Origin of the sequence: Rhodococcus sp. SORGH_AS_0303 (assembly GCF_030819335.1) — a bacterium.
GTDB lineage: Bacteria > Actinomycetota > Actinomycetes > Mycobacteriales > Mycobacteriaceae > Rhodococcoides.
Genome location: NZ_JAUTBO010000001.1, coordinates 1,580,743 through 1,599,736, shown reverse-complemented (window position 1 = coordinate 1,599,736; position 18,994 = coordinate 1,580,743). Strand labels below are relative to the sequence as shown.

Below are 18,994 nucleotides of genomic sequence, written 5' to 3'. Positions count from 1 at the left end.
ACGAGGGCCGCGTCGAAACGAGGGTGCCTCTGCGGAGTTGCGACCTGCTCGAGTCGAACCCTGTGCCGACCCCTCTCACTGCGACAGCATCGTGTGTCATGACGATCTCCGTCGAGACGAGCTCCACCGACTCCGGGCAGTGGCGTCTCGCCGCGGTGTGCCGCGGCGAGCGCAGCGACCTGTTCTTCTCCCCCGCCGGAGAGGGACGACGAGCTGCCCGCGAACGCGAGGAGATCGCGAAGAGGCTGTGCGCACACTGCCCGGTGATCGCTCGGTGCCGCGAAGTGGCTCTCGAGTCCGCCGAACCGTACGGAGTGTGGGGCGGGTTGACCGCCCGCGAACGGCGTCAGGTGCGCCGGGCCGTCTGACGCGCGACCGTGCGCACGGGCCCGGTACTCCCGCGCACGACGAGTGACGGCTCCACCACCAGCTCGGCGGGCGCGAGGCTCTCGTCCTCGAGGCGGGCGATGGCGAACCGCACCGCCGTCGCGGCCAGACCCTCGGCGTCCTGCCGGACGGTCGTGAGATCGATGCGCGAGAGGTGCGCCAGCTCGCTGTCGTCGTATCCCACTACCGAGACATCATCGGGCACAGCGATTCCGGCACGGTGGAACGCGTCCATCAGTCCCACCGCGCACAGATCGTTGCCGGCCATCACCGCGGTGGGCACCCGCCGCTCGGCCACCATGCGCGTTCCGGCGGCACTGCCCGCCTCCTCGGTGTGCGCACCCGGCCACACCACGGCGGGGAGACCGCGCTCGTCCATCGCGGCACGGAAGGCGGCGCGACGCTCGGTCGCACCGGAGTCGGTACCACCGTCGACGTGGTGGATGTCCACGTGCCCGAGACCGACGAGGTGGTCGACCGCCTGACGCACTCCGTGGTCGTCGGCGCTGCGCACGATGTCGAAGTCGGTGGCGGGCAGGGCCCGTCCGATCATGACCACCACCGCCCGCTCCTCGAGATGCGCGACGTACTCGGGTGAGGACGACGGACCGAGCAGGATCACGCCTTCGCAGCGATGGCTGAGCAGCGCCTCGATCGCCTTCGTCTCGTCCCGGCCGGGCGCGCTCGCGGACAGCAACACCTCGTACCCGGCCGCCTCGGCCACGGGATAGATGTGGGTCACGAGATCGGCCTGGAACGGCTGTCGCACGTCGATCACGACCCCCAACGTCCTGCTCCGCCCGCGCGCGAGGAGTCGCGCAGCGTTGTCGGGTCGATAGTCGAGTTCGCGCGCAGCGGCGAGGACACGGTCGCGAGTGTCGTCACTCGCACCCGGTTTGCCACTGAGGACGAACGACACCAGGGTCCGGGACACTCCCGCCAGAGCGGCGACGTCACTCATCGTCGTCTTGCGGCTGCGGGGCGGCGTGGACACCGGCACTCCTCTGGGACGGGGCTTGACACGGAAGCGTGATCCACCTCATAGTAGCTTAAGCGCGTTACTTAAGCGCGTTAGTGCCAAAGCACGAGCGCCGGACATTCTTCGAGAGGAACCCCCGAGACATGAGCACGATTCGCGTCGGATCCGCCCCCGACTCCTGGGGAGTGTGGTTCCCCGAGGATCCTCAGCAGACCCCGTACGGCCGCTTCCTCGACGAGGTGTCGGCGTCGGGCTACGAGTGGATCGAACTGGGACCGTACGGCTACCTGCCCACTGATCCGCAGAAGCTGCTGTCGGAGTTGGGCTCTCGGGGTCTCAAGCTGTCGGCCGGCACGGTGTTCGAACACCTGCATCAGGACGACGCGTGGGACGCGGTGTGGACGCAGATCGAGGACGTCGCCAAGTTGACCGCCGCCGCCGGCGGCAAGCACGTCGTCGTCATCCCCGAGATGTGGCGTGACCCCTCCACCGGCGCGGTGCTCGAGGACCGCGACCTCACGGCAGACCAGTGGCGCAAGAAGACCGAGGGCATGAACGAGCTCGGCAAGCGCATGTTCGAGCAGTACGGCGTCAAGGCGCAGTACCACCCGCACGCCGACAGCCACGTCGACACCGAAGAGAACGTGTACCGCTTCCTCGACGGCACCTCGAGCGAGTTCGTGAACCTGTGCCTCGACACCGGCCACATCAGCTACTGCGGCGGTGACAACATCGCGATCATCGAGCGGGCACCCGAGCGCATCGGGTACCTCCACCTCAAGCAGGTGAACGAGGAGGTCCGCGCCAGGGTCGCAGCGGAGGATCTGCCGTTCGGCGAGGCCGTCAAGCTCGGCGCCATGACGGAACCGCCGCTCGGCATCCCGGACATGCCCCCGCTCCTGAAGACCATCGAGCGCCTCGCGGACGACGGCAAGCTCACCGCGGACATCTTCGCGATCGTCGAGCAGGACATGTACCCGTGCGCCGTCGACGCTCCCCTGCCGATCGCGCAGCGCACCCGGAAGTACCTGGGCTCCTGCGGCATTCCCGCCGTCACGTTCGCCTGACCACACTTCGCACCTACAGAAACGGATTGACACGATGACCACCGAACTCCGCATCGCGGTCCTGGGTGTCGGCATGATGGGTGCCGATCACGTCGCCCGCATCACCTCGAAGATCACCGGCGCCCGCGTCGCCGTGATCAACGACTACGTCAGCGCGAAGGCCCACGAGCTCGCCGCGACCATCCCCGGCTGCCGCGTCGTCGAGGATCCCCTCGACGCGATCGCCGACCCCGAGGTCGACGCCGTCGTCCTGGCCACTCCCGGCCCGACCCACGAGAAGCAGCTTCTCGCGTGTCTCGAGCACGGCAAGCCCGTCATGTGCGAGAAGCCGCTGACCACCGATGTGGCCACGTCCCTCGCCGTCGTGGAAGCTGAGGCCGCGCTGGGCAAGAAGCTCATCCAGGTCGGATTCATGCGCCGCTTCGACACCGAGTACGACCAGCTCAAGGCACTCATCGATTCCGGCGAGCTCGGCCGTCCGCTGGTGGTGCACTGCGCACACCGCAACCCCGCCGTGCCGCCGCACTTCGACAGCGCGATGATCGTGCGCGACTCGCTGGTGCACGAGGTGGACGTCACGCGCTTCCTCCTCGACGAGGAGATCACGTCGGTGCAGATCATCAGCCCGTCGGCCAATCCGTCGGCACCGCAGGGCCTGCGGGATCCGCAGATCGCCATCTTCACCACGGAGTCCGGTCGACACGTCGACGCCGAGGTGTTCGTCACCACCGGCGTCGCCTACGAGGTGCGCACCGAGGTCGTGGCCGAGCACGGCAGCGCGATGATCGGTCTCGACGTCGGCCTCGTCCGCAAGTCCGCTCCCGGAACCTGGGGCGGCACCATCACTCCCGGCTTCGTGCAGCGCTTCGGCCAGGCCTACGACACCGAGATCCAGCGCTGGGTCGACGCGGTGAAGGCCGGCGCCGAGACGGGCAACTACGTCGACGGCCCCGGAGCGTGGGACGGATACGCTGCAGCCGCGGTGTGCGAGGCCGGCGTGAAGTCGCTCGAGTCCGGTGCCCCGGTCGCCGTCGAGATGGTGCAGCGCTCGTCCATCGTCGGAGCCTGAGATGAAGATCGCGCTCGATCCGACGCCGTTCCATCATTCGCATTCGCTGCTCGAGCTGCCCGCCGTGGTCGCCGATCTGGGGTACGAGTGGTTGCAGCTGACGCCGCACGTGGACATGATCCCGTTCTTCAACCATCCCAAGGCCGATGACGGGTTGGTCGCGAAGTTCCGCAAGGCGTGCTCGGACGCCGGCGTCGGGATCGCCTCGGTGTTGCCGGTGCTGCGGTTGGTCCGGTCCCGACGAGGACGCCCGCGAGGCGGCCGTCCGCTACTGGAAACGCGCCATCCAGATCACCGTCGACCTCGGGGTGTCGACGATGAACACCGAGTTCTCCGGGCGACCGGAGAAGCCGGAGGAGTCCGAACGGGCGTTCTACCGGTCGATGGAGGAACTGGTCCCCATCATCGAGCGCGAGGGTCTCGACGTCCTGATCGATCCGCATCCGGACGATTTCGTCGAGGACGGGCTCGCCGCGATCCGCACCATCCGCGGGATCAACTCCCCGAACATCGGCATGGTCATCGTGGCGTGCCACCAGTTCCACATGGGTGGTGACCTGCCGGCGATCATGGCCGCCGCCGGGGACATGGTGCGTCTGGTGCACGTGGCGGACACGATGGATCATCACCGCTCGCACGGGTTGCGGTACATCACCAACCCACCCGGCAACGCGGTGCGGGTGCACCAGCATCTGAAGATCGGGGACGGAGACGTCGACTGGGACCAGTTCTTCGGCGGTCTCGGCTCACTCGGGTTCTACGACAACGACACCGTCATGGTGTCGAGTGTGTTCGCCGAGAACGAGAACGCCCACGACGTCTCCCGCTACCAGCTCGAGACGATGACCCGGTACGTCGAGAAGTACCGGGCCTGATCGCCTCTCACGAGAAGTGTCAGGACGGCTGGACCCCGGGGGTGCGCACGATCATGGGCACCCCCGGGAACACCGCCGCCATCTCGGCGCGCGACTTCCGCAGCGCCGCAGTGCCGTAGCCCTTCTTCCGGTGTCCGGGGTGGATCCACACCCGGAGATCGATGTCGCCACCGGCGAGCTCGCCGAAGACGATGCCCACCTTCTCCGCGCCCTCGCGTGCGACGAACCACGCGGCCTGCTCGGAGTCGAGGCGGTCCCGTGCCGCCGCCAGCTCGGTGTCCAGATCACCGGCTGCTCCGCCGGATCCGTCACCCGCGGAACCGACGTCCGCGAGGCGGGCGGCGAACAGGTCGCGGTCGTCGTCCGAGAACGCTTCCAGCACCAGGGTCTCTCCCGCGCTGGCGGGACGCTCGGCCAACGTGAAGTTCAGGCGACTGTCCAGGTCCTCGAGCTCGGCGGCGTTGCTCCGGCGGGCGTCCTTGGTGAGGCTGGAGAACGACATGCCCATGACGGCCTCGCCGCCCAACCGTGACGTGCCGAGCAGGGTGGCGATCGCCTCCACGGCGTCGGGCCGGGTCTCGGCCTCGACGATGACGTCGAGCACCTCGTGACGACGTTCGAAGGCCGCCAGTAGGGCGGACGTGATCTCTCGGCGAGCGGCAACATGATCGTGATCGGTCATCGCGTGATCATAGGGCTTCGCCCCCGTGCGCGGTTTGCGTACTCGGGGATGCGCGAAAGGCTCACGGGGGGATCATGGACCCATGCACCCGAGACCGCTGCGCAGGATGGGTTTTCTCACGATCGGACTGTTCGACGGGGACGACCCCGCGGCCGGGCACGAGTCGACGCTCGCGATCATCGAGCTGGGCGAACGTCTCGGCTTCGACAGCGCCTGGTTGCGGCATCGCCACCTGCAGTACGGCATCTCCTCCCCCGTCGCCGTGCTGGCCGCCGCATCGCAGCGGACCTCGCGGATCGAGTTCGGCACCGCCGTGACTCCGCTGGGGTGGGAGAACCCGGTGCGGCTGGCCGAGGACCTCGCCACCGTCGACATCCTGTCCGGCGGGCGCCTGAATCCCGGGGTCAGCGTGGGCCCGCCGATGAACTTCGACCGGCTCAGGGATGCGCTGTACCCCGACACCGCCGATCGGGAGGACTTCAGCTACGCCCGGGTCGAGCGGCTCCTCGCCGCGATCCGAGGCGATCGTCTGACGGACTTCGAGGGGATGGACGGCATCGAGGTGCATTCCTCACGCGCACAGCCTCATTCGCCCGGTCTCGCGTCCCGGATGTGGTACGGCGGCGCGTCGCTCGGGTCGGCTCGCTGGGCCGGCGCGAACGGTATGAACTTCCTGACGAGCAGCGTCGTGAAGGCCGAGGAGGACGACGACTTCGACCGCATCCAGCTCTCCCACATCGAGGCGTTCCGCTCGGCACACTCGGCGGGGAACGGTGCTCGGGTCTCGCAGGGCTTGGTGGTGATTCCGACCGACTCGGCCACACCGAGCCAGCGTGCCCGCTACCAGGAGTACGCCGATGCCCGTCTGGGCCGCACCCTGTCACCGGTCGGCCCGGCCCGCCTGCTGTTCGCTCCCGATCTGGTGGGCACCACCGAGCAGCTCGTGGAGCAGTTGCAGGCGCGCGCAGCCTTCCGGGAGATCGACGAGGTGGCGTTCGCTCTGCCTTTCAGCTTCGACCACGACGACTACGTGCAGATTCTCACCGACATGGCGACGACGCTCGGGCCGGCGCTCGGGTGGTCACCGGCCGGTGGGCTCGAGGAGTAGACGCGCTGCAGCACGCGCACGGTCGAAGGGCCGCTCGACCACTCCCATTCCCGCGCACACCAGCGCGCCCTCGTGCACGAGCATCAGCAGGTCGGCCGTGCCCACCGGGTCAGGCACGCCTGCGGCCGTGAGGATGTCGACGAACAGATCGGCCATCCAGCGCTTCTGCCCGATGATCACCGGATAGGCCGGGTGGGCGGGGTCGCTGATCTCCGCGTGCGCGTTGACCATGCTGCATCCCTTGCCACTTCGCTGCGCCGTCCACTCGGCCGAGGCGACGAGCACCGCATCGATCCGATCGCCGGCGTCGTCGGCGGAGACGGCACCCAGCCGGACGGCGAGGAACTCGCGCCACTGACGGTCTCTTTCCCGCAGGTACTCCACGACGAGCCGTTCCTTGGACTCGAAACGGTCGTACAACGTCTTCTTCGTGACGCCGGCTCGCGCCGCGATCGTGTCGACGCCGACCGCGTGAATGCCCAGCTCGTAGAACAGCTCGTCGGCCGCGGCCAGCACGGCACGTGCCTTCGGCGTCCAGGCGACCTCGGATGTCATGTTTCGAACTATACCGATCTGTGTAGTCTGCTGTCATGAGTAGACAGATCGGTATACCTGTGGATCGACGCACTGCCGTCGGGTCGGTACTGGCGGGCGCGGCGTTCGTACTCTGCTGGTCGTCCGGTTTCATCGGCGCGAAGATCAGCGGTGAGCACGCTGCCGTCACCACCGTCCTGATGTGGCGGTTCCTCCCCCTCGCCCTGCTGCTCGCACCGACGTGGCTCTTCGGGTCTCGCCGAGTTCGAGGCCCGGACCTTCGGCGGCAGGTGATCGTGGGCTTTCTGTCGCAGTCCGGCTACCTCCTCACTGTGTACTGGGCCATCGGCCTCGGGGTCTCCACCGGCACCACGGCCCTCGTCGACGGAGTGCAGCCACTCGTCGCGGCAGCGCTGGCGGGCCCCCTGCTGAACGCGGCGGCCTCGGGCCGACAATGGATCGGGCTCCTGATCGGTGCTCTCGGCGTCGCGCTCGCCACCGTTGCGGACGCCACGGCGACCACCGCGACCACCCCGGCGTGGGCCTACCTCGTTCCACTGGTGGGAATGATGTCTCTGGTCGCCGCGACCTTCGTCGACCGTCGCGCCCAGCGACCGGCACCCGTCAGCGCCCTCGGAATCCACTGCGCCACATCGGCCGTCGTCTTCACCGCCGGCGCGGTCGCGACGGGCACCGCGGTACCGCCGACGACACTCGACTTCTGGGCGGCGACGGCGGGACTGGTGGTGTTCGCGACGTTCGGTGGGTACGGGCTGTACTGGTATCTGCTCGACCGGGTGGGGGTGACGAGGGTGAACGCTCTGATGTTCCTCGTACCGCCCGTCACCACCGTGTGGGGCGCCCTGCTCTTCGGCGAGCCGTTCACCGCCCTCACCGCGATCGGTCTGGCGCTGACCTTCGTGGCCATCACTGTCGTCACGATGCGTCTTCGGGCCGGAACCCGACGGGACATCCCGAAGTCGTCGCTAGCATCGGTGTCATGACGGACGGCCGGGAGTACACCGAGGACGGCCACCACATCGTGATCGACGGGCGGAAGTGGCGCGCCACCGATCCCGACATTCCCGAGGAGCGCGGCGCCGAACTGCGGTCGATCCTGATGGCGTGGCGACGCGACGTCCGCCGGACCGGCGGCGCCGCGGAGTCCCGCGCCGGTGTACAGGCCGCCAAGGTCGCTCTCGGCGAACGCGGCACGCCGTGGTGGGAACAGTCCGACGACGAACGCCGCGCGCGTTGGGAGACCGACGTCCCGAGGCCCGGTACCGACGACGCGTAGTCGGCCGCCGTCCGGGTAACCCCCGCCCATGGCCGACGACCGCGCCCCCGCCCCGCGACCGCGCAGCGTGCTCCCACCCGTGCTCCACGATCAGCCGATCCGGGCACGCGGGCGCGACCTCGTGCGTGTCGCCGATCTGGACGAGAGGGGCGTGGCCGAGGTGCGCACCGACGACCACGGGGTGCTCGCGGTCGGCATCCGGCCCGACGGGACACCGTTCGCCGTCGGGAACACGTGCCGACACCAACTCGCCAAGCTCGGCGCGGGCGGGTGACCGAGAACGGCTGCCTCCAGTGCCCCTGGCACAGGGCGGAATTCGACGTGACCGACGGGTCCATGGTGTCCGGGCCCAAGGGAGTGATCTTCGGTTTCCCGCCCTACTCCGCAGTGGTAGCCGCCGTCGGACGCGCCGTACCGCTCACCACCGCGCAGGTGGAGATCGTCGACGGCGTCATCCGACTCGCTCACTGACCACGTCCGCGGGGATCCTGTCGAACCACGGCCGCGCCACCTCGAGCTCCGCGGCGAGCACCAGCAGCCGAGTCTCCCCACCCGGTGGCGCCAGGAAGTGCACGCCGACTGGCAGACCGTCGACTGTCGCCGAGAGCGGAACACTCATCGCCGGCCGCCCGGTCAGATTGGCCGATTGCGTGTACGGGACAGCGGACAGGCTGCGCATCACCGCGTCCTGCACCGCGCCGAGCCGTCCGAGAATCGGTCCGAGTCGCAGCGCGAGCGCGAGCCGGGCGCCCACCCTCTCGACGAACGGGGTGTCGAAGGCGCCGATCAGCGGCGCGGGACCCGCCGTCGTGGGTGTCATGAGCAGATCGAAGCGGCGGTGGAATGCAGCGATGGCGCGGACGTGGTCCTGCCAGCGTGCCAGCGCCGCATCGTGATCCACCGCTCTCGTGGCGCGCCCGATCTCGGCGAGGACCAGCGTGTCGAGTTCGAACTCCGTCGTGGTGGGCCGCGCCGTGGCCGACGCGGACGACACCTCGGCGGCGAGGTGGACGAACCACGGCACGAGGAAGTCTCTGGCCAGCTGCTCCTCGTCGAACGGCGAGGCGACCTCCTCGACGGTGTGGCCCAGTTCGACGAGCAGGTCGCGGGCGCGGTCGAGCGCGGCGAGGACGTCCGGGTGGGGTGCGTCGTTCAGCGCCGATCGCGCCGCGACCCCGATCCGAAGCCGAGGACCCGGCCGGCCGAGTGCCTCCACATGGGGCGTCGACGGGGCCGCGAACTCGAAGGGCGCGTCGTCGTCCGCGCCGCGCACGATGTCGAGGAACGCGGCCGAGTCGCGCACGGAGCGGGTGAGCACACCGGTGACGGCGCTCCCGAAGAGCATCTCCCCGGCGCGGGGCCCGGCAGGGACGACTGCCCGGCCAGGCTTGAGTCCGAACAGGCCGCAGTACGCCGCGGGGATGCGGATGGAGCCGCCGCCGTCACTGGCGCCGGCGACGGGCACGATGCCCGACGCCACCGCGGCGGCCGAACCACCGGAGGAGCCACCCGGTGTGCGAGCGGGATCCCACGGGTTGCGGGTCGCACCGTGCGCCTGCGGCTCGGTGACTCCCTTGGCGCCGAATTCGGGTACGGCCGTGCGTCCCAAGACGATGACCCCGGCGTCGAGCCACCGTTGCACCACGGTGTCCGTGACCCGGGGCCTGGACGACGCCCCCGAGCGTGACCCCGACGTCTCGACGATCCCGGCCTGAGCCTGGAAGAGATCCTTGAGCAGGAACGGCACTCCCGCCATCGGACCGGACAAGGCGCCCGCGGCCCGCACTCGCGCGGCATCCTCCTGCCACTGCACGAGGGCGTTCAGGGTGGGATCCACCTCGCGCGCTCGCATGATCGCGACCTCGACCAACTCCGCGGCCGTCACGTCGCCGGACGCGACCAGCTGGGCGAGCCCGGTCGCGTCGTGGGCCCGATACTCGTCGAATCTCATGGCGCTCAGACTAGGTGCGAGTGCCGCCCGCGAGCGCCGGTGTCGTCGAAGTCTGGACACCGCACGGCCCGTGACCCCGGGAACCGATCACGTTCCAGCAGAGACGATCGCTCGGTCCACGATGCGCCGCAGCTGCTGCTGCTCTGCCTCGTTCCGAGGTGCGTAGAGGTAGAGATAGCTGTCCGGCAGTCCCACGAGGGAACGCCCGGCCAGCGGATGCCGCTCTCCCCAGCCACGCGAGACGATCTCGGCGACGTCCCGCGGATCGGCGACCACGTGCATCGACCCCTGCGCGTCGTGCACGTGGGCGATCTCTCCGCGAGCACGCCGAGCGGCGGCGCTGCGCGGGTGATCGACGTGGAGCGCGTCGCCTCGACGTTCCAGATGGCTACGCGCGCTGTGGCATCCGTCGGTGGAGCTCAGGATCGTCAGGTGATCCTGCAACGACCGGACACTGACGGGATCGCCGTCGGACACCACCTGCCGGTGCGGGATCGGGAACGGTGCCATGACGGGTCGACTGCCGCGGTCCGGCAACTCGAGCGCACCGACGGCGGCCCGGATATCGTTGTCGCGCAGTCGAATGGTCTCTCGACAGAGGGGGCGTAGAGCGGTCATGACCACCCAGCCGACCGGATTGTCTGGGAGCCCGCCCGGCCCGATCGCGCGCCAGCGTCGATAGTCGTCCAGGATCGCGCGCAGACCTGGCGTACGACGTACCGTGTTCATGACCCACCCCCATGTGCGACGGCCCCCACGACCGACCGTCGCATCATGCCCCGGGTGCACCCGGCGAGCAACGGGCTCGTCGCACACGAGAGTCAGTGCGCGGCGACCGCCTCGGCGGGCCGCACGGCCTTGTAGGCGAGTGCACCGACAACACCACCGATCAACGGGAAGACCAGGAACACCCACAGTTGCGAGAGTGCGCTTCCGCCGGCGATCAGCGCAGGCCCGATGGAGCGCGCCGGGTTGACCGACGTCGAGTCGACCCCGATGGCGAGCAGATGCACGAACGCGAGCGTCAGTCCGATCGGAACCCCGGCTGCCGCAACGGAATGCGGCCCTGTCACGCCGAGTACGACCAGCACGAGAACTGCCGTTGCCACGATCTCCACGATCGCGACGGCGAGAAGCGAGTAGTTTCCTGCCGATGCGTCGCCGTATCCGTTGGCGCCGAGACCGTCGACCGTCCGGTCGTATCCGGGTCGACCCGTCGCCATGGCGTAGACCACCAGGGCGCCGACGAGTCCGCCGATCACCTGTGCGGCGGCGTATCCGGCGGCGCGGGCGGCCGTCATGCGGCCCGTGACGAGGAACGCGAGCGTGACCGCCGGGTTGATGTGGCAACCTGACACGGGTCCGAGCACGAACACCATCGCGAGCAGTGTCAGGCCGAAGGCGAGCGCGATTCCGGTGGTGCCGACGTCGTCGCCCGCCAGGACGGCGGTGCCCACACCTCCGATCACGAGAACGGCGGTGCCGATGGCCTCGGCGATGTAGACGGTGAACTTGGTCATCGTCGTCCTCCTCGTCGGGTGCGGCGCTCGTCGATCTTGCGCTTGGCGTAGCCCCACGTCACGCGGCCCAGGCCCTCGAAGAGTCGGCTGGACAGGCTCCGACGGGCGCTCATGCGCGCACCTCGTCGGTGCGTTTCTCGATCGTGGTCATCATGGTTCCTCTCTTCGACCGGCCCGCGGAGTGCGAGTCGGTGCGTGTGGTCGGACGAGACTGTGGTCAGGCGGCCGTGCGGTGGCCACCGACCTGCACGTCGTGCACGACGACGTCGACGCGGCTGCAGGTGAGTCCGGTCAGTGCCGTCACCGCACTGGAGACGTTGCGGCGGACGTCCGCTGCGACGTCGGCGATGGATATTCCGTAGTCCGCCACCAGATCGAGCGAGACGACTGCGGTGCGGTCGTCCACCTCGACCGACACCCCCTGTGTGTGCCTCGCCCCGTCGACGCCCACTGCGGACCGGAGTACGTCGAGCGCACGAGAACCGGCCGGTTCCAGGGCGTGGAGGCCCGGTACCTCTCGTGCGGCGATGCCGGCGACGGTGGCGACCACGGCGTCCGCGACGACTGTGCGGCCGCGATTTCTGCGGTCGGTTCGGTCGTCACTGTGGTCGACGGTCGATGCGACGGACGTCCTCACGGCGTTTCCTGTCGCAGTCTGCGGGGCGTTCACTTCAGGTCCTCTCTCTGGACTGTGACGGCTCGTCACAGTCATTGAGTCGGGTCCTCACCACGAAAACGCACGTCGGAAATCAAGTGATGCGCATCACATCGGTTTGCGCGTGATCCTGCGCGGGAACAGTCACGTCGGGGAAAGTAGTTGCTTCATCAATCTTCGGGGTGGGTCACTCCGACGGCGGTTCGGGGGGAACAGTGCTCAGTCGTCCGTCGATCGCGCCCGATCCCGGCAGTCCCGACGTGGCCGGTGATGTCAGCCTCCCGTCCATCGCAGCACCGTCGGCGGACCGCGACACGTCCACTCGTCCGACGTTCGCCGCCGACCACCGCGAGCTCGGCGATCGCGCCCTCGCCGCCGCCGCGGGCATGGGCGACCGACGCGCGTTCGAGGAGATCGTGCGCCGACTCGGACCGGACATGCTGCGATACGCAACCCACCTCCTGTCCGACCGAGGCGCTGCCGAGGACATCGTCCAGGACGCGTTGGTCGACGCCTGGCGCGGACTGCGCCACTTCCGTTCCGACTCGTCGCTGCGCACCTGGTTGTTCAGCGTCGTCTCCCACAAGGTGACGGATCATCGGCGGCGCCGCAGCATCGCGCCCGTCGAGGACTGGATGTTCGAGAGGCCGAGCCAGGACCCGAGGGACGACCCGTCGCGCACCGTGTCCGACGCCGACTTCCTGTCCGCGTTGGACGATGCCCTCGCTGAGCTACCGTATCGCCAGCGGGCCTGCTGGTTGCTCCGTGAGGTCGAGGGCATGAAGCACACCGAGATCGGCACGGTCATGGCCCTCTCCCCCGGTGCCGTCCGCGGCCACCTCACGCGTGCACGCGCCACACTCGAGACACGATTGGAGACGTGGAGATGACGTCGGGTCAGCCTGATTCGACACCGCCGCAGACGGATTCGACGCTCCGTCGAGCCGCGAGCGTGCTGCGCGACGCGCCCGTCCACGGGTGGGTGGACATCAGCGCCGCCGCCCTCTCACGCGTGCGAGCCGTCGGGGTCCGGACGTGGCCCCTCGACGCCCGCTACCCCGACGAGGGCGTCGTCGAGGGAGTGGACGTCGACGCCGACACCCTTCGGGTCAGTGACGTCGTCGTCCGCATCGCCGTCCGCAGCGCCGTCGCCGAGGTGGCGGGCACAGAGCCCGCCGACATCTCGCTCTACACCGAGGGTCACCGGTGCACGGGCGGTCTGGTGACGGTGATCGCCGCCTACGGCACGGATCTCCAGGAGGCCGGCGATCTCGTCGCGAGCCGGGCAGCTGCCGCTCTGACGGATGTCCTCGGACTTCCCTACAGCGCCGACGACATCGGCGTCGTGATCGCGGAGATCGACGCCCCCGACCAGGCGACGGCGTCTACTTCACCATCGTGAACTGGCGGACGTCGATCAGTTCACGCCGGAAGAAGTCGGCGCACCCGGGCAGGTATCGCATGTAGGTCTGGTACATCGCCTCGCCGGCGATGGCGACGGCTTCGTCCTTCCTCGCCTCCAGCGCGGCCGACCACAGATCGAGCGTTCGAGCGTAGTGCTGTTGCAGCGATTGGACCTTCTCCACGCGGAAGCCGGCTCGCTCGCCCTTCTCGATCACCACCTGCGGGATCGGGAGCTCGCCGCCGGGAAAGATCTCGCGGCCGATGAAGTCGGCGAAGTCCATGTCCGCCCGCGTCACGCGCGACTTCTGCCGGAACATGTCGCGGCCGAGTTGCACGATGGTGTGCAGCATCATCCGGCCGTCCCCGGGCAGGATCGAGTAAGCGCGGGCGAAGAAGTCGTCGTAGCGGGGGGAGGTGAAGTGCTCGAAGGCGCCGATGCTGACGATGCGATCGACCGGCTCGTCGAACTCCTCCCACCCCTGCAGCCGCACCTCGGTGGTGCGTCCCGTGTCGAGCCCGTTCAGCATCGCCGACACGTGCTCGTACTGGTTCCTGCTCAGGGTCAGACCGACGACGTTCACGTCGTACTTCTCCACCGCTCGCCGAAGCGTCGCGCCCCACCCGCAGCCGACGTCGAGCAGACGCATGCCCGGACGGAGGTCGCACTTGGACAGCGACAGATCGATCTTCGCGAGCTGCGCTTCCTCGAGTGTCATGTCCTCGCGCTCGAAGTACGCACAGCTGTAGGTCTGCGTCGGATCGAGGAAGAGCCTGAAGAACTCGTCCGAGAGGTCGTAGTGAGCTTGGACGTCGTCGTAGAACGGCTGAAGATCGGACACTGAGTTCCTCCACGGGTCACCGGACAACCGAGCCCCACCCGACGGTGGTGCTGCGGCGCCCGTGTTCCCGCGATCGTCGCGTCGAAACACGCCGTCAGATCCTCGATCAGGGAGTTTCGGTCGGTCCGACCGCCGTACCCGTGCCCGACCGCGTCACCGAACACCGGAGGTGACCGAAACCGATGTGCTTGTTCCTCGCCAGCTCGTCACATCGGTATGCCCGGCGCGGCCAGCAGGTCGCGGCACGCCCGCGCGCATCGCCGACATGCGTCCGCACACGCGGCGCAGTGCTCGTGCATCCCCGCATGCCGGGCGCACTCGTCGGCACAGTCGTCGCACGCGGACGCACAGGCGATCAGCGCGGCGCGTGCCGTCTCGGACCGGGCACCGCTCCGCGTGATGATCCGGGCGGTCGCGGCACACAGGTCGGCGCAGTCCTGATCGAGTCGAATGCACGACCTGAGTCGCGCGACGGAATCCTCGGCGAGGCAGGCGTCGGCACAGACGGTGCACGCCGTCGAACAGTCGAGACACGCCTCCACACAGGCCGCCACCAGTGCACGATCACCATCGAGGGGATGGGTGGCCAGTAGGTCCGTCACGGTCGTCATCGCTGCTCCTTCGTCGCACGGATCGCGTCGGTGTCGGCTACCCGCGGACCGTCGGCGGAAACGGCGCGTACGACGTCGCGTCAGCCCAGGGTGACCGGCAGCAGACCGCGGGACGTGTGGCGAGCGATCTGCTCCAACGCCGGACCGAGGCGCGGATACTCGAACTCGAAATCACTGCGCCGCAACACCTCGGGATCCACCCACCGACTCTTCAGGACCAGTTCCGGTTCGGTGCGGATGACAGCGGCGCCGGCGTGCAGCAACCATGCGGGGGTCGCGACACCTCGTGACCGTCCCAGGTGACGTCGGACCTCGCGCATCATGGTGGCGTTGTCCACGGCGAACGGTGTCGCGAGGTTCACCGGTCCCGCGATGTCCTCACGCGCGTACAGATGGTCGATGGACCGGAGCACGTCCGCGACGTGGATCCAGCTGAACATCTGTGTGCCGTCACCCATCCGGCCGCCGAGTCCGAGCCGCGCCAGATCGATGAGGGGGTTGACGGCGCCGCCACCGGCACCCAGGACGATCGCCATGCGCAGAGCGATCTTGCGGACGCCGGTGGGCGCGTCGAACAGTTCGCGCTCCCACGCGCGGGCCACCTCGACGGAGAAACCCGTCCCCACGTCCCCGTCCCGCTCCGTCATCGGCCGGTCACGAGCATCGCGGTAGATGGTTCCGGTGCTGGCGTTGAACCACACGTCCGGAGCGCGGTCCACACGCGAGAGGGCCTGGCCCAGTGCGGCCGTCGTCTCCACCCGCGAGGAGAAGATGACGTCGGCGGTACTCTTGGTGTAGCGGCAGCTCACCGAACGGCCCGCCAGATTGATCACCATGTCGGCTCCGTCGAGGACACGGGTCAACCGGTCACGGTCCGACCACGACGCGTCGTTGACGGCGCCGCGGCCCACGGATCTCACGTCGATTCCCCGTTCCCGATACGCCCTCGCGAGGTACTGCCCGATGTATCCCGTCGCTCCACAGATCACGACGGTCCGTACGTCTCTCGTCATCGCCCGCTTCCCTTCTCGGATGTCATGGTGTCCACCAGCCCGACGATGTCGCCGAGCAGTCCTCGCGCGACCGGCAGTCGGGACAGGCTGATCGTCTTCGTGACGACGGGAACGAGACCGTCGACGAGCGCGCGGGTGCGGCGTTGGTCGTCGGATCCGTCCGTGACCCAGTGCAGGGTCACACCCAGGTACGCGACCCACAGCAACGTGGGGAGACGACTCTCCAGCGATGCCGGTCCGCGCTGCTTGGACTTCTGCAGAGTCAGTCGCATGAGGTCCACGGCCATGTCTCGCGCGGCGGACGATTCGGGCGAGAAGGGACTGGAGGTCGACTGCAGGGGAAGCGCCGACTGGAGGAACGAGCCGCCGAAGCTTCGGTAAGGGTGCATCACGTCGAGACCGGCGTGCAGCACCGCCGAGAGGTTGTCCGCCAGCGAGGCGCCGTCACGGAGCAGGGGTATAGCGCGGGTCCGATGCTCGCGTTGGACGACGAGATACAGCTCGTGGACCAACTCGTCCTTGCCGGCGAAGTAGTAGTAGGCATTGCCCAGCGAGACGCCCGCCTCGGTCGCGATGCGCCGCATCGTGGTCGCCTGGAACCCGTCCTCCCGGAAGAGTCGAAGCGCCACCTCCACCAACCGCTCCCGCGTCGCCGTGTCTCGCACCACTGTCGGACTCCCATCTTGAACGTGTTCAACAACGACCGTAGCGAAGTTGAACACGTTCAACAAGTGCCACCATGAACTCGCGACGAGAATCGAGGGGAGGGTGCGATCAGGAGATACGGCGACGGCGAACCGCCGTCACGACCGCGCTGACGACGAGGATCAGCCCGAGAAACTGGAGTCCCGGTGAATCGTCGGCGCCGCCGAGAACGATCGCCGCCAGACCGAGCACCCCGAGCAGCGCGACGACGAACCATCCGTTCATGGTCGACACGCTACTCGGCCGTCCGGTTCATGACGTTTGTCATCGCTCGACCGTGACGGTGTCACCTCGACCGATGCATCCTGGCACTGCCGGTCCTGCCGCACGATCCGAAGAATTGTTCTCATGAAGCAACCAGACGAAGGAAACCTCTTCACCGACCTCATGGAGATCGGACCCGCGCCGACCCCGGCCCGCGAACTGGTGGTGGCCGTCATCTCGGTGGCCCTCATCGCGGTGCTGATCGCGATCGTCGGAGTCTCGGTGCCGACCGTGGCAGCGGCTGCCGTCGTCGCCGCGTTCCTCGCCGTCCGCGTCGCCGTCGGGCGTCGGCACTGGGGGCGAGCGTCATGACCGTCATCGAGGTGTCGGGAATGACCCGCCGCTACGGCTCCGGCAAGACAGCGTACGACGCGGTCCGCAACCTCGACCTCGACATCGCGGAGGGCGAACTGTTCGGACTGCTCGGCACCAACGGCGCCGGCAAGACGTCGAGCCTGGAAGTCATCCAGGGTCTGTCGCGTCCCAGCGAGGGCACGGTCCGCATCCTGGGACTCGACCCCGTGGCGGATCGGAGAAAGGTCCGGCCCGCCCTGGGCATCATGCTGCAGAAGGGTGGACTACCGCAGGACCTGACCGCGGCCGAGAGCCTGCGGATGTGGGCCGGCACGTGCGGCGATCCACTGCCTGTCGACGACGTCCTGGCGCGCGTCGATCTCGAAGCCCGTGCGGACACCCGAGTGAAGTTCCTGTCGGGCGGCGAGCAGCGTCGTCTCGATCTCGCCTGCGCGATCATCAGCCGACCGCGAGTCCTGTTCCTGGACGAACCGACCACCGGACTCGATCCCGAGAGTCGGCGCAACACGTGGCAGCTCATTCAGGAGCTCAAGAACTCCGGGGTGACCATCATGCTCACCACGCACTATCTCGACGAGGCGGAATCGCTGTGCGATCGGTTGGCGATCATGCACCGCGGCAGCGTCGTTCGCAGCGGAACGGTCGACGACGTGGTCGCCGGTCACCCGGCGCGCATCGAGCTGAAGGACCCGCGGACCGCACTGCCGCAACTCCCGGGAGCCGACGTCGACCGGAAGGGCGACACGGTGTCGATCACGACGAACTCGGTACAGGAGACGCTGACCGAGCTGCTCGTGTGGGCCCGCGACAGCGGCGTCACCCTGCACGGTCTCGACGCGCGAGCCGCGTCCCTCGAGACCGTGTTCCTCTCCATCGCAGACACATTCGACGACCCCGAGGTGATCACGGCATGAGTACGATGACCGCACTGTCCCGAGCGGAATTCACGCTCCTCGGACGCAACCGCGTCCTTCTCTTCAACGCTCTGGTCATGCCCCTCGTCCTGCCGATCGTCCTTCTGGTCGTCGCGGGTCGAGACGGTGGGCTCACCGACGCCGGCGTGTCGGCCGCGCTGGAGATCTTCGCCCTGTTCCTGCTGGTGTTCCTGGTCTACTACAACCTCCTGTCGGTCTACGCGACGCGTCGAGACGAGTTGGTGCTCAAACGTCTCCGCACCGGGGAGAGCACGGACGCACAGATCCTTCTCGGACCCGCGGTGCCGTCGTTCCTCCTGACACTCCTCCTCGGAGTGATCGTCGGCGTGGTCGTGGTGGTCCTCGGCGGCGGCACTCCCGTCAACGTCCTGCTCATCGCGGCGGCACTGGTCGGTGGTGCGGCGCTCTTCGCCGCACTGGCCCTCATCACGTCCGCCTTCACCCGCAACGCGGAAGCAGCACAGATCACCAGCCTGCCCGTCATCCTGCTGGCCATGCTCGGATCGTCACTCCTACGCGACGTGGTACCCGAGTCCCTCGCCGACGTGGTGGCTCTGACACCGATGGCCGCGGTCAGCGATCTCCTGAACCTCGGGTGGTTCGGCACCACCTCGGTGGGTGATGCCGCCGGTGGCGCCGACTCGGTGGGCTTCGCGTCGACGTTCGCGGAGGCTGGTCAGCCGGCTCTCGTCATGCTCGCCTGGATCGCGGGCAGCGTCCTGATCGCCCGGACCCACTTCCGCTGGGAACCGCGCTCCTGACGTCCCGCCACCGACCGTCCGAT

25 protein-coding genes and 2 pseudogenes are annotated in these 18,994 nt (G+C 68.5%); 15 read left to right on the top strand and 12 right to left on the bottom strand.

The window, feature by feature from the left end; genetic code table 11:
- The first annotated feature begins 98 nt into the window (after window positions 1-98).
- Window positions 99-368 carry a WhiB family transcriptional regulator gene (locus QE449_RS07555; protein WP_027505596.1) on the top strand — a complete coding sequence of 90 codons (270 nt, stop codon included), beginning with the start codon at window positions 99-101 and terminating at the stop codon, window positions 366-368.
- On the opposite strand, the gene QE449_RS07550 is transcribed toward QE449_RS07555, so the two are convergent.
- Window positions 347-1,348, bottom strand: a complete 1,002-nt coding sequence (locus tag QE449_RS07550; RefSeq protein WP_037185774.1) for a LacI family DNA-binding transcriptional regulator — start codon at window positions 1,346-1,348, stop codon at window positions 347-349. The two genes, QE449_RS07555 and QE449_RS07550, sit on opposite strands and share 22 nt — an antisense overlap.
- Window positions 1,349-1,509: 161 nt before the next feature.
- Here QE449_RS07550 and QE449_RS07545 point away from each other — a divergent pair, with 161 nt between their 5' ends.
- The 3 genes and pseudogenes from QE449_RS07545 (at window position 1,510) to QE449_RS07535 (ending at window position 4,377) form a co-directional block, all read left to right on the top strand.
- Window positions 1,510-2,433: a sugar phosphate isomerase/epimerase gene (locus QE449_RS07545; protein ID WP_027505594.1), complete on the top strand. Its 924-nt coding sequence runs from the start codon at window positions 1,510-1,512 to the stop codon at window positions 2,431-2,433.
- A gap of 34 nt (window positions 2,434-2,467) precedes the next feature.
- Window positions 2,468-3,502 (top strand): Gfo/Idh/MocA family protein, encoded by a 1,035-nt coding sequence (locus tag QE449_RS07540; protein WP_027505593.1) that lies wholly within the window; start codon window positions 2,468-2,470, stop codon window positions 3,500-3,502.
- A 1-nt stretch (window position 3,503) separates the two neighbouring features.
- A pseudogene (locus QE449_RS07535) lies at window positions 3,504-4,377 on the top strand (sugar phosphate isomerase/epimerase family protein).
- A gap of 19 nt (window positions 4,378-4,396) precedes the next feature.
- On the opposite strand, the gene QE449_RS07530 reads toward QE449_RS07535, so the two are convergent.
- Complete coding sequence (locus QE449_RS07530; RefSeq protein WP_307108573.1) at window positions 4,397-5,059, bottom strand: GNAT family N-acetyltransferase; 663 nt, start codon at window positions 5,057-5,059, stop codon at window positions 4,397-4,399.
- A gap of 82 nt (window positions 5,060-5,141) precedes the next feature.
- On the opposite strand from QE449_RS07530, the gene QE449_RS07525 reads away from it, so the two are divergent.
- Window positions 5,142-6,167: an LLM class flavin-dependent oxidoreductase gene (locus tag QE449_RS07525; RefSeq protein ID WP_056448617.1), complete on the top strand. Its 1,026-nt coding sequence runs from the start codon at window positions 5,142-5,144 to the stop codon at window positions 6,165-6,167.
- Here QE449_RS07525 and QE449_RS07520 read toward each other — a convergent pair.
- Complete coding sequence (locus tag QE449_RS07520) at window positions 6,141-6,722, bottom strand: TetR/AcrR family transcriptional regulator (RefSeq protein WP_307108572.1); 582 nt, start codon at window positions 6,720-6,722, stop codon at window positions 6,141-6,143. The two genes, QE449_RS07525 and QE449_RS07520, sit on opposite strands and share 27 nt — an antisense overlap.
- A gap of 35 nt (window positions 6,723-6,757) precedes the next feature.
- On the opposite strand from QE449_RS07520, the gene QE449_RS07515 reads away from it, so the two are divergent.
- From QE449_RS07515 to QE449_RS07500, 5 genes and pseudogenes are all read left to right on the top strand, one after another.
- A complete protein-coding gene (locus QE449_RS07515; RefSeq protein WP_307108571.1) occupies window positions 6,758-7,705 on the top strand; it encodes a DMT family transporter in 948 nt (315 codons plus the stop codon).
- The gene (locus tag QE449_RS07510; protein ID WP_027505588.1) at window positions 7,702-7,998 is read left to right on the top strand and encodes a hypothetical protein; all 297 of its coding nucleotides are present in this window, start codon (window positions 7,702-7,704) and stop codon (window positions 7,996-7,998) included. The genes QE449_RS07515 and QE449_RS07510 overlap by 4 nt, the downstream gene beginning before the upstream one ends.
- 28 nt (window positions 7,999-8,026) lie before the next feature.
- Window positions 8,027-8,272 carry a hypothetical protein gene (locus tag QE449_RS07505; RefSeq protein WP_056448629.1) on the top strand — a complete coding sequence of 82 codons (246 nt, stop codon included), beginning with the start codon at window positions 8,027-8,029 and terminating at the stop codon, window positions 8,270-8,272.
- A pseudogene (locus QE449_RS21430) lies at window positions 8,269-8,313 on the top strand (hypothetical protein); the annotation flags it as partial. The gene QE449_RS07505 and the pseudogene QE449_RS21430, both read left to right, overlap by 4 nt.
- Before the next feature lie 6 nt (window positions 8,314-8,319).
- Window positions 8,320-8,469, top strand: coding sequence for a hypothetical protein (locus QE449_RS07500; protein WP_235579003.1), 150 nt, complete (start codon window positions 8,320-8,322; stop codon window positions 8,467-8,469).
- On the opposite strand, the gene QE449_RS07495 is transcribed toward QE449_RS07500, so the two are convergent.
- From QE449_RS07495 to QE449_RS07480, 4 genes are all read right to left on the bottom strand, one after another.
- Window positions 8,450-9,949, bottom strand: a complete 1,500-nt coding sequence (locus tag QE449_RS07495; protein WP_307108570.1) for an amidase — start codon at window positions 9,947-9,949, stop codon at window positions 8,450-8,452. The genes QE449_RS07500 and QE449_RS07495 overlap by 20 nt on opposite strands.
- Window positions 9,950-10,036: 87 nt before the next feature.
- Complete coding sequence (locus QE449_RS07490; RefSeq protein WP_056448638.1) at window positions 10,037-10,678, bottom strand: luciferase family protein; 642 nt, start codon at window positions 10,676-10,678, stop codon at window positions 10,037-10,039.
- Window positions 10,679-10,770: 92 nt separating this feature from the next.
- Entirely contained in the window at window positions 10,771-11,469 is a 699-nt protein-coding gene (locus tag QE449_RS07485) for an aquaporin (protein ID WP_037185699.1), read from the bottom strand.
- Between the two features lie 217 nt (window positions 11,470-11,686).
- Window positions 11,687-12,106, bottom strand: a complete 420-nt coding sequence (locus QE449_RS07480) for an Asp23/Gls24 family envelope stress response protein (RefSeq protein WP_285185767.1) — start codon at window positions 12,104-12,106, stop codon at window positions 11,687-11,689.
- A 233-nt stretch (window positions 12,107-12,339) separates the two neighbouring features.
- Between QE449_RS07480 and QE449_RS07475 the strand changes: the two genes are divergently transcribed.
- Window positions 12,340-13,014, top strand: coding sequence for an RNA polymerase sigma factor (locus QE449_RS07475; protein WP_307108569.1), 675 nt, complete (start codon window positions 12,340-12,342; stop codon window positions 13,012-13,014).
- Complete coding sequence (locus tag QE449_RS07470) at window positions 13,005-13,526, top strand: hypothetical protein (protein WP_222649406.1); 522 nt, start codon at window positions 13,005-13,007, stop codon at window positions 13,524-13,526. Before QE449_RS07475 ends, QE449_RS07470 begins: the two co-directional genes overlap by 10 nt.
- On the opposite strand, the gene QE449_RS07465 is transcribed toward QE449_RS07470, so the two are convergent.
- The 5 genes from QE449_RS07465 to QE449_RS07445 form a co-directional block, all read right to left on the bottom strand.
- Window positions 13,510-14,367, bottom strand: coding sequence for a cyclopropane mycolic acid synthase family methyltransferase (locus tag QE449_RS07465; RefSeq protein WP_307108568.1), 858 nt, complete (start codon window positions 14,365-14,367; stop codon window positions 13,510-13,512). The genes QE449_RS07470 and QE449_RS07465 overlap by 17 nt on opposite strands.
- A 206-nt stretch (window positions 14,368-14,573) precedes the next feature.
- Window positions 14,574-14,978 (bottom strand): four-helix bundle copper-binding protein, encoded by a 405-nt coding sequence (locus QE449_RS07460; protein ID WP_307108567.1) that lies wholly within the window; start codon window positions 14,976-14,978, stop codon window positions 14,574-14,576.
- 80 nt (window positions 14,979-15,058) lie between these two features.
- Window positions 15,059-15,991, bottom strand: coding sequence for a TIGR01777 family oxidoreductase (locus QE449_RS07455; protein ID WP_307108566.1), 933 nt, complete (start codon window positions 15,989-15,991; stop codon window positions 15,059-15,061).
- On the bottom strand, window positions 15,988-16,659 hold the full coding sequence (locus QE449_RS07450) for a TetR family transcriptional regulator (RefSeq protein ID WP_222629975.1): 672 nt from the start codon (window positions 16,657-16,659) through the stop codon (window positions 15,988-15,990). The genes QE449_RS07455 and QE449_RS07450 overlap by 4 nt, the downstream gene beginning before the upstream one ends.
- Before the next feature lie 106 nt (window positions 16,660-16,765).
- Complete coding sequence (locus QE449_RS07445) at window positions 16,766-16,921, bottom strand: hypothetical protein (RefSeq protein ID WP_197027779.1); 156 nt, start codon at window positions 16,919-16,921, stop codon at window positions 16,766-16,768.
- 123 nt (window positions 16,922-17,044) lie between these two features.
- Here QE449_RS07445 and QE449_RS07440 point away from each other — a divergent pair, with 123 nt between their 5' ends.
- From QE449_RS07440 to QE449_RS07430, 3 genes are read left to right on the top strand one after another with little or no spacing between them, the layout of a single operon-like run.
- Window positions 17,045-17,272 (top strand): hypothetical protein, encoded by a 228-nt coding sequence (locus tag QE449_RS07440; protein ID WP_056448660.1) that lies wholly within the window; start codon window positions 17,045-17,047, stop codon window positions 17,270-17,272.
- Window positions 17,269-18,189 (top strand): ABC transporter ATP-binding protein, encoded by a 921-nt coding sequence (locus QE449_RS07435; RefSeq protein WP_307108565.1) that lies wholly within the window; start codon window positions 17,269-17,271, stop codon window positions 18,187-18,189. Before QE449_RS07440 ends, QE449_RS07435 begins: the two co-directional genes overlap by 4 nt.
- Window positions 18,186-18,971, top strand: coding sequence for an ABC transporter permease (locus tag QE449_RS07430; protein ID WP_027505580.1), 786 nt, complete (start codon window positions 18,186-18,188; stop codon window positions 18,969-18,971). Before QE449_RS07435 ends, QE449_RS07430 begins: the two co-directional genes overlap by 4 nt.
- Window positions 18,972-18,994 lie beyond the last annotated feature (23 nt).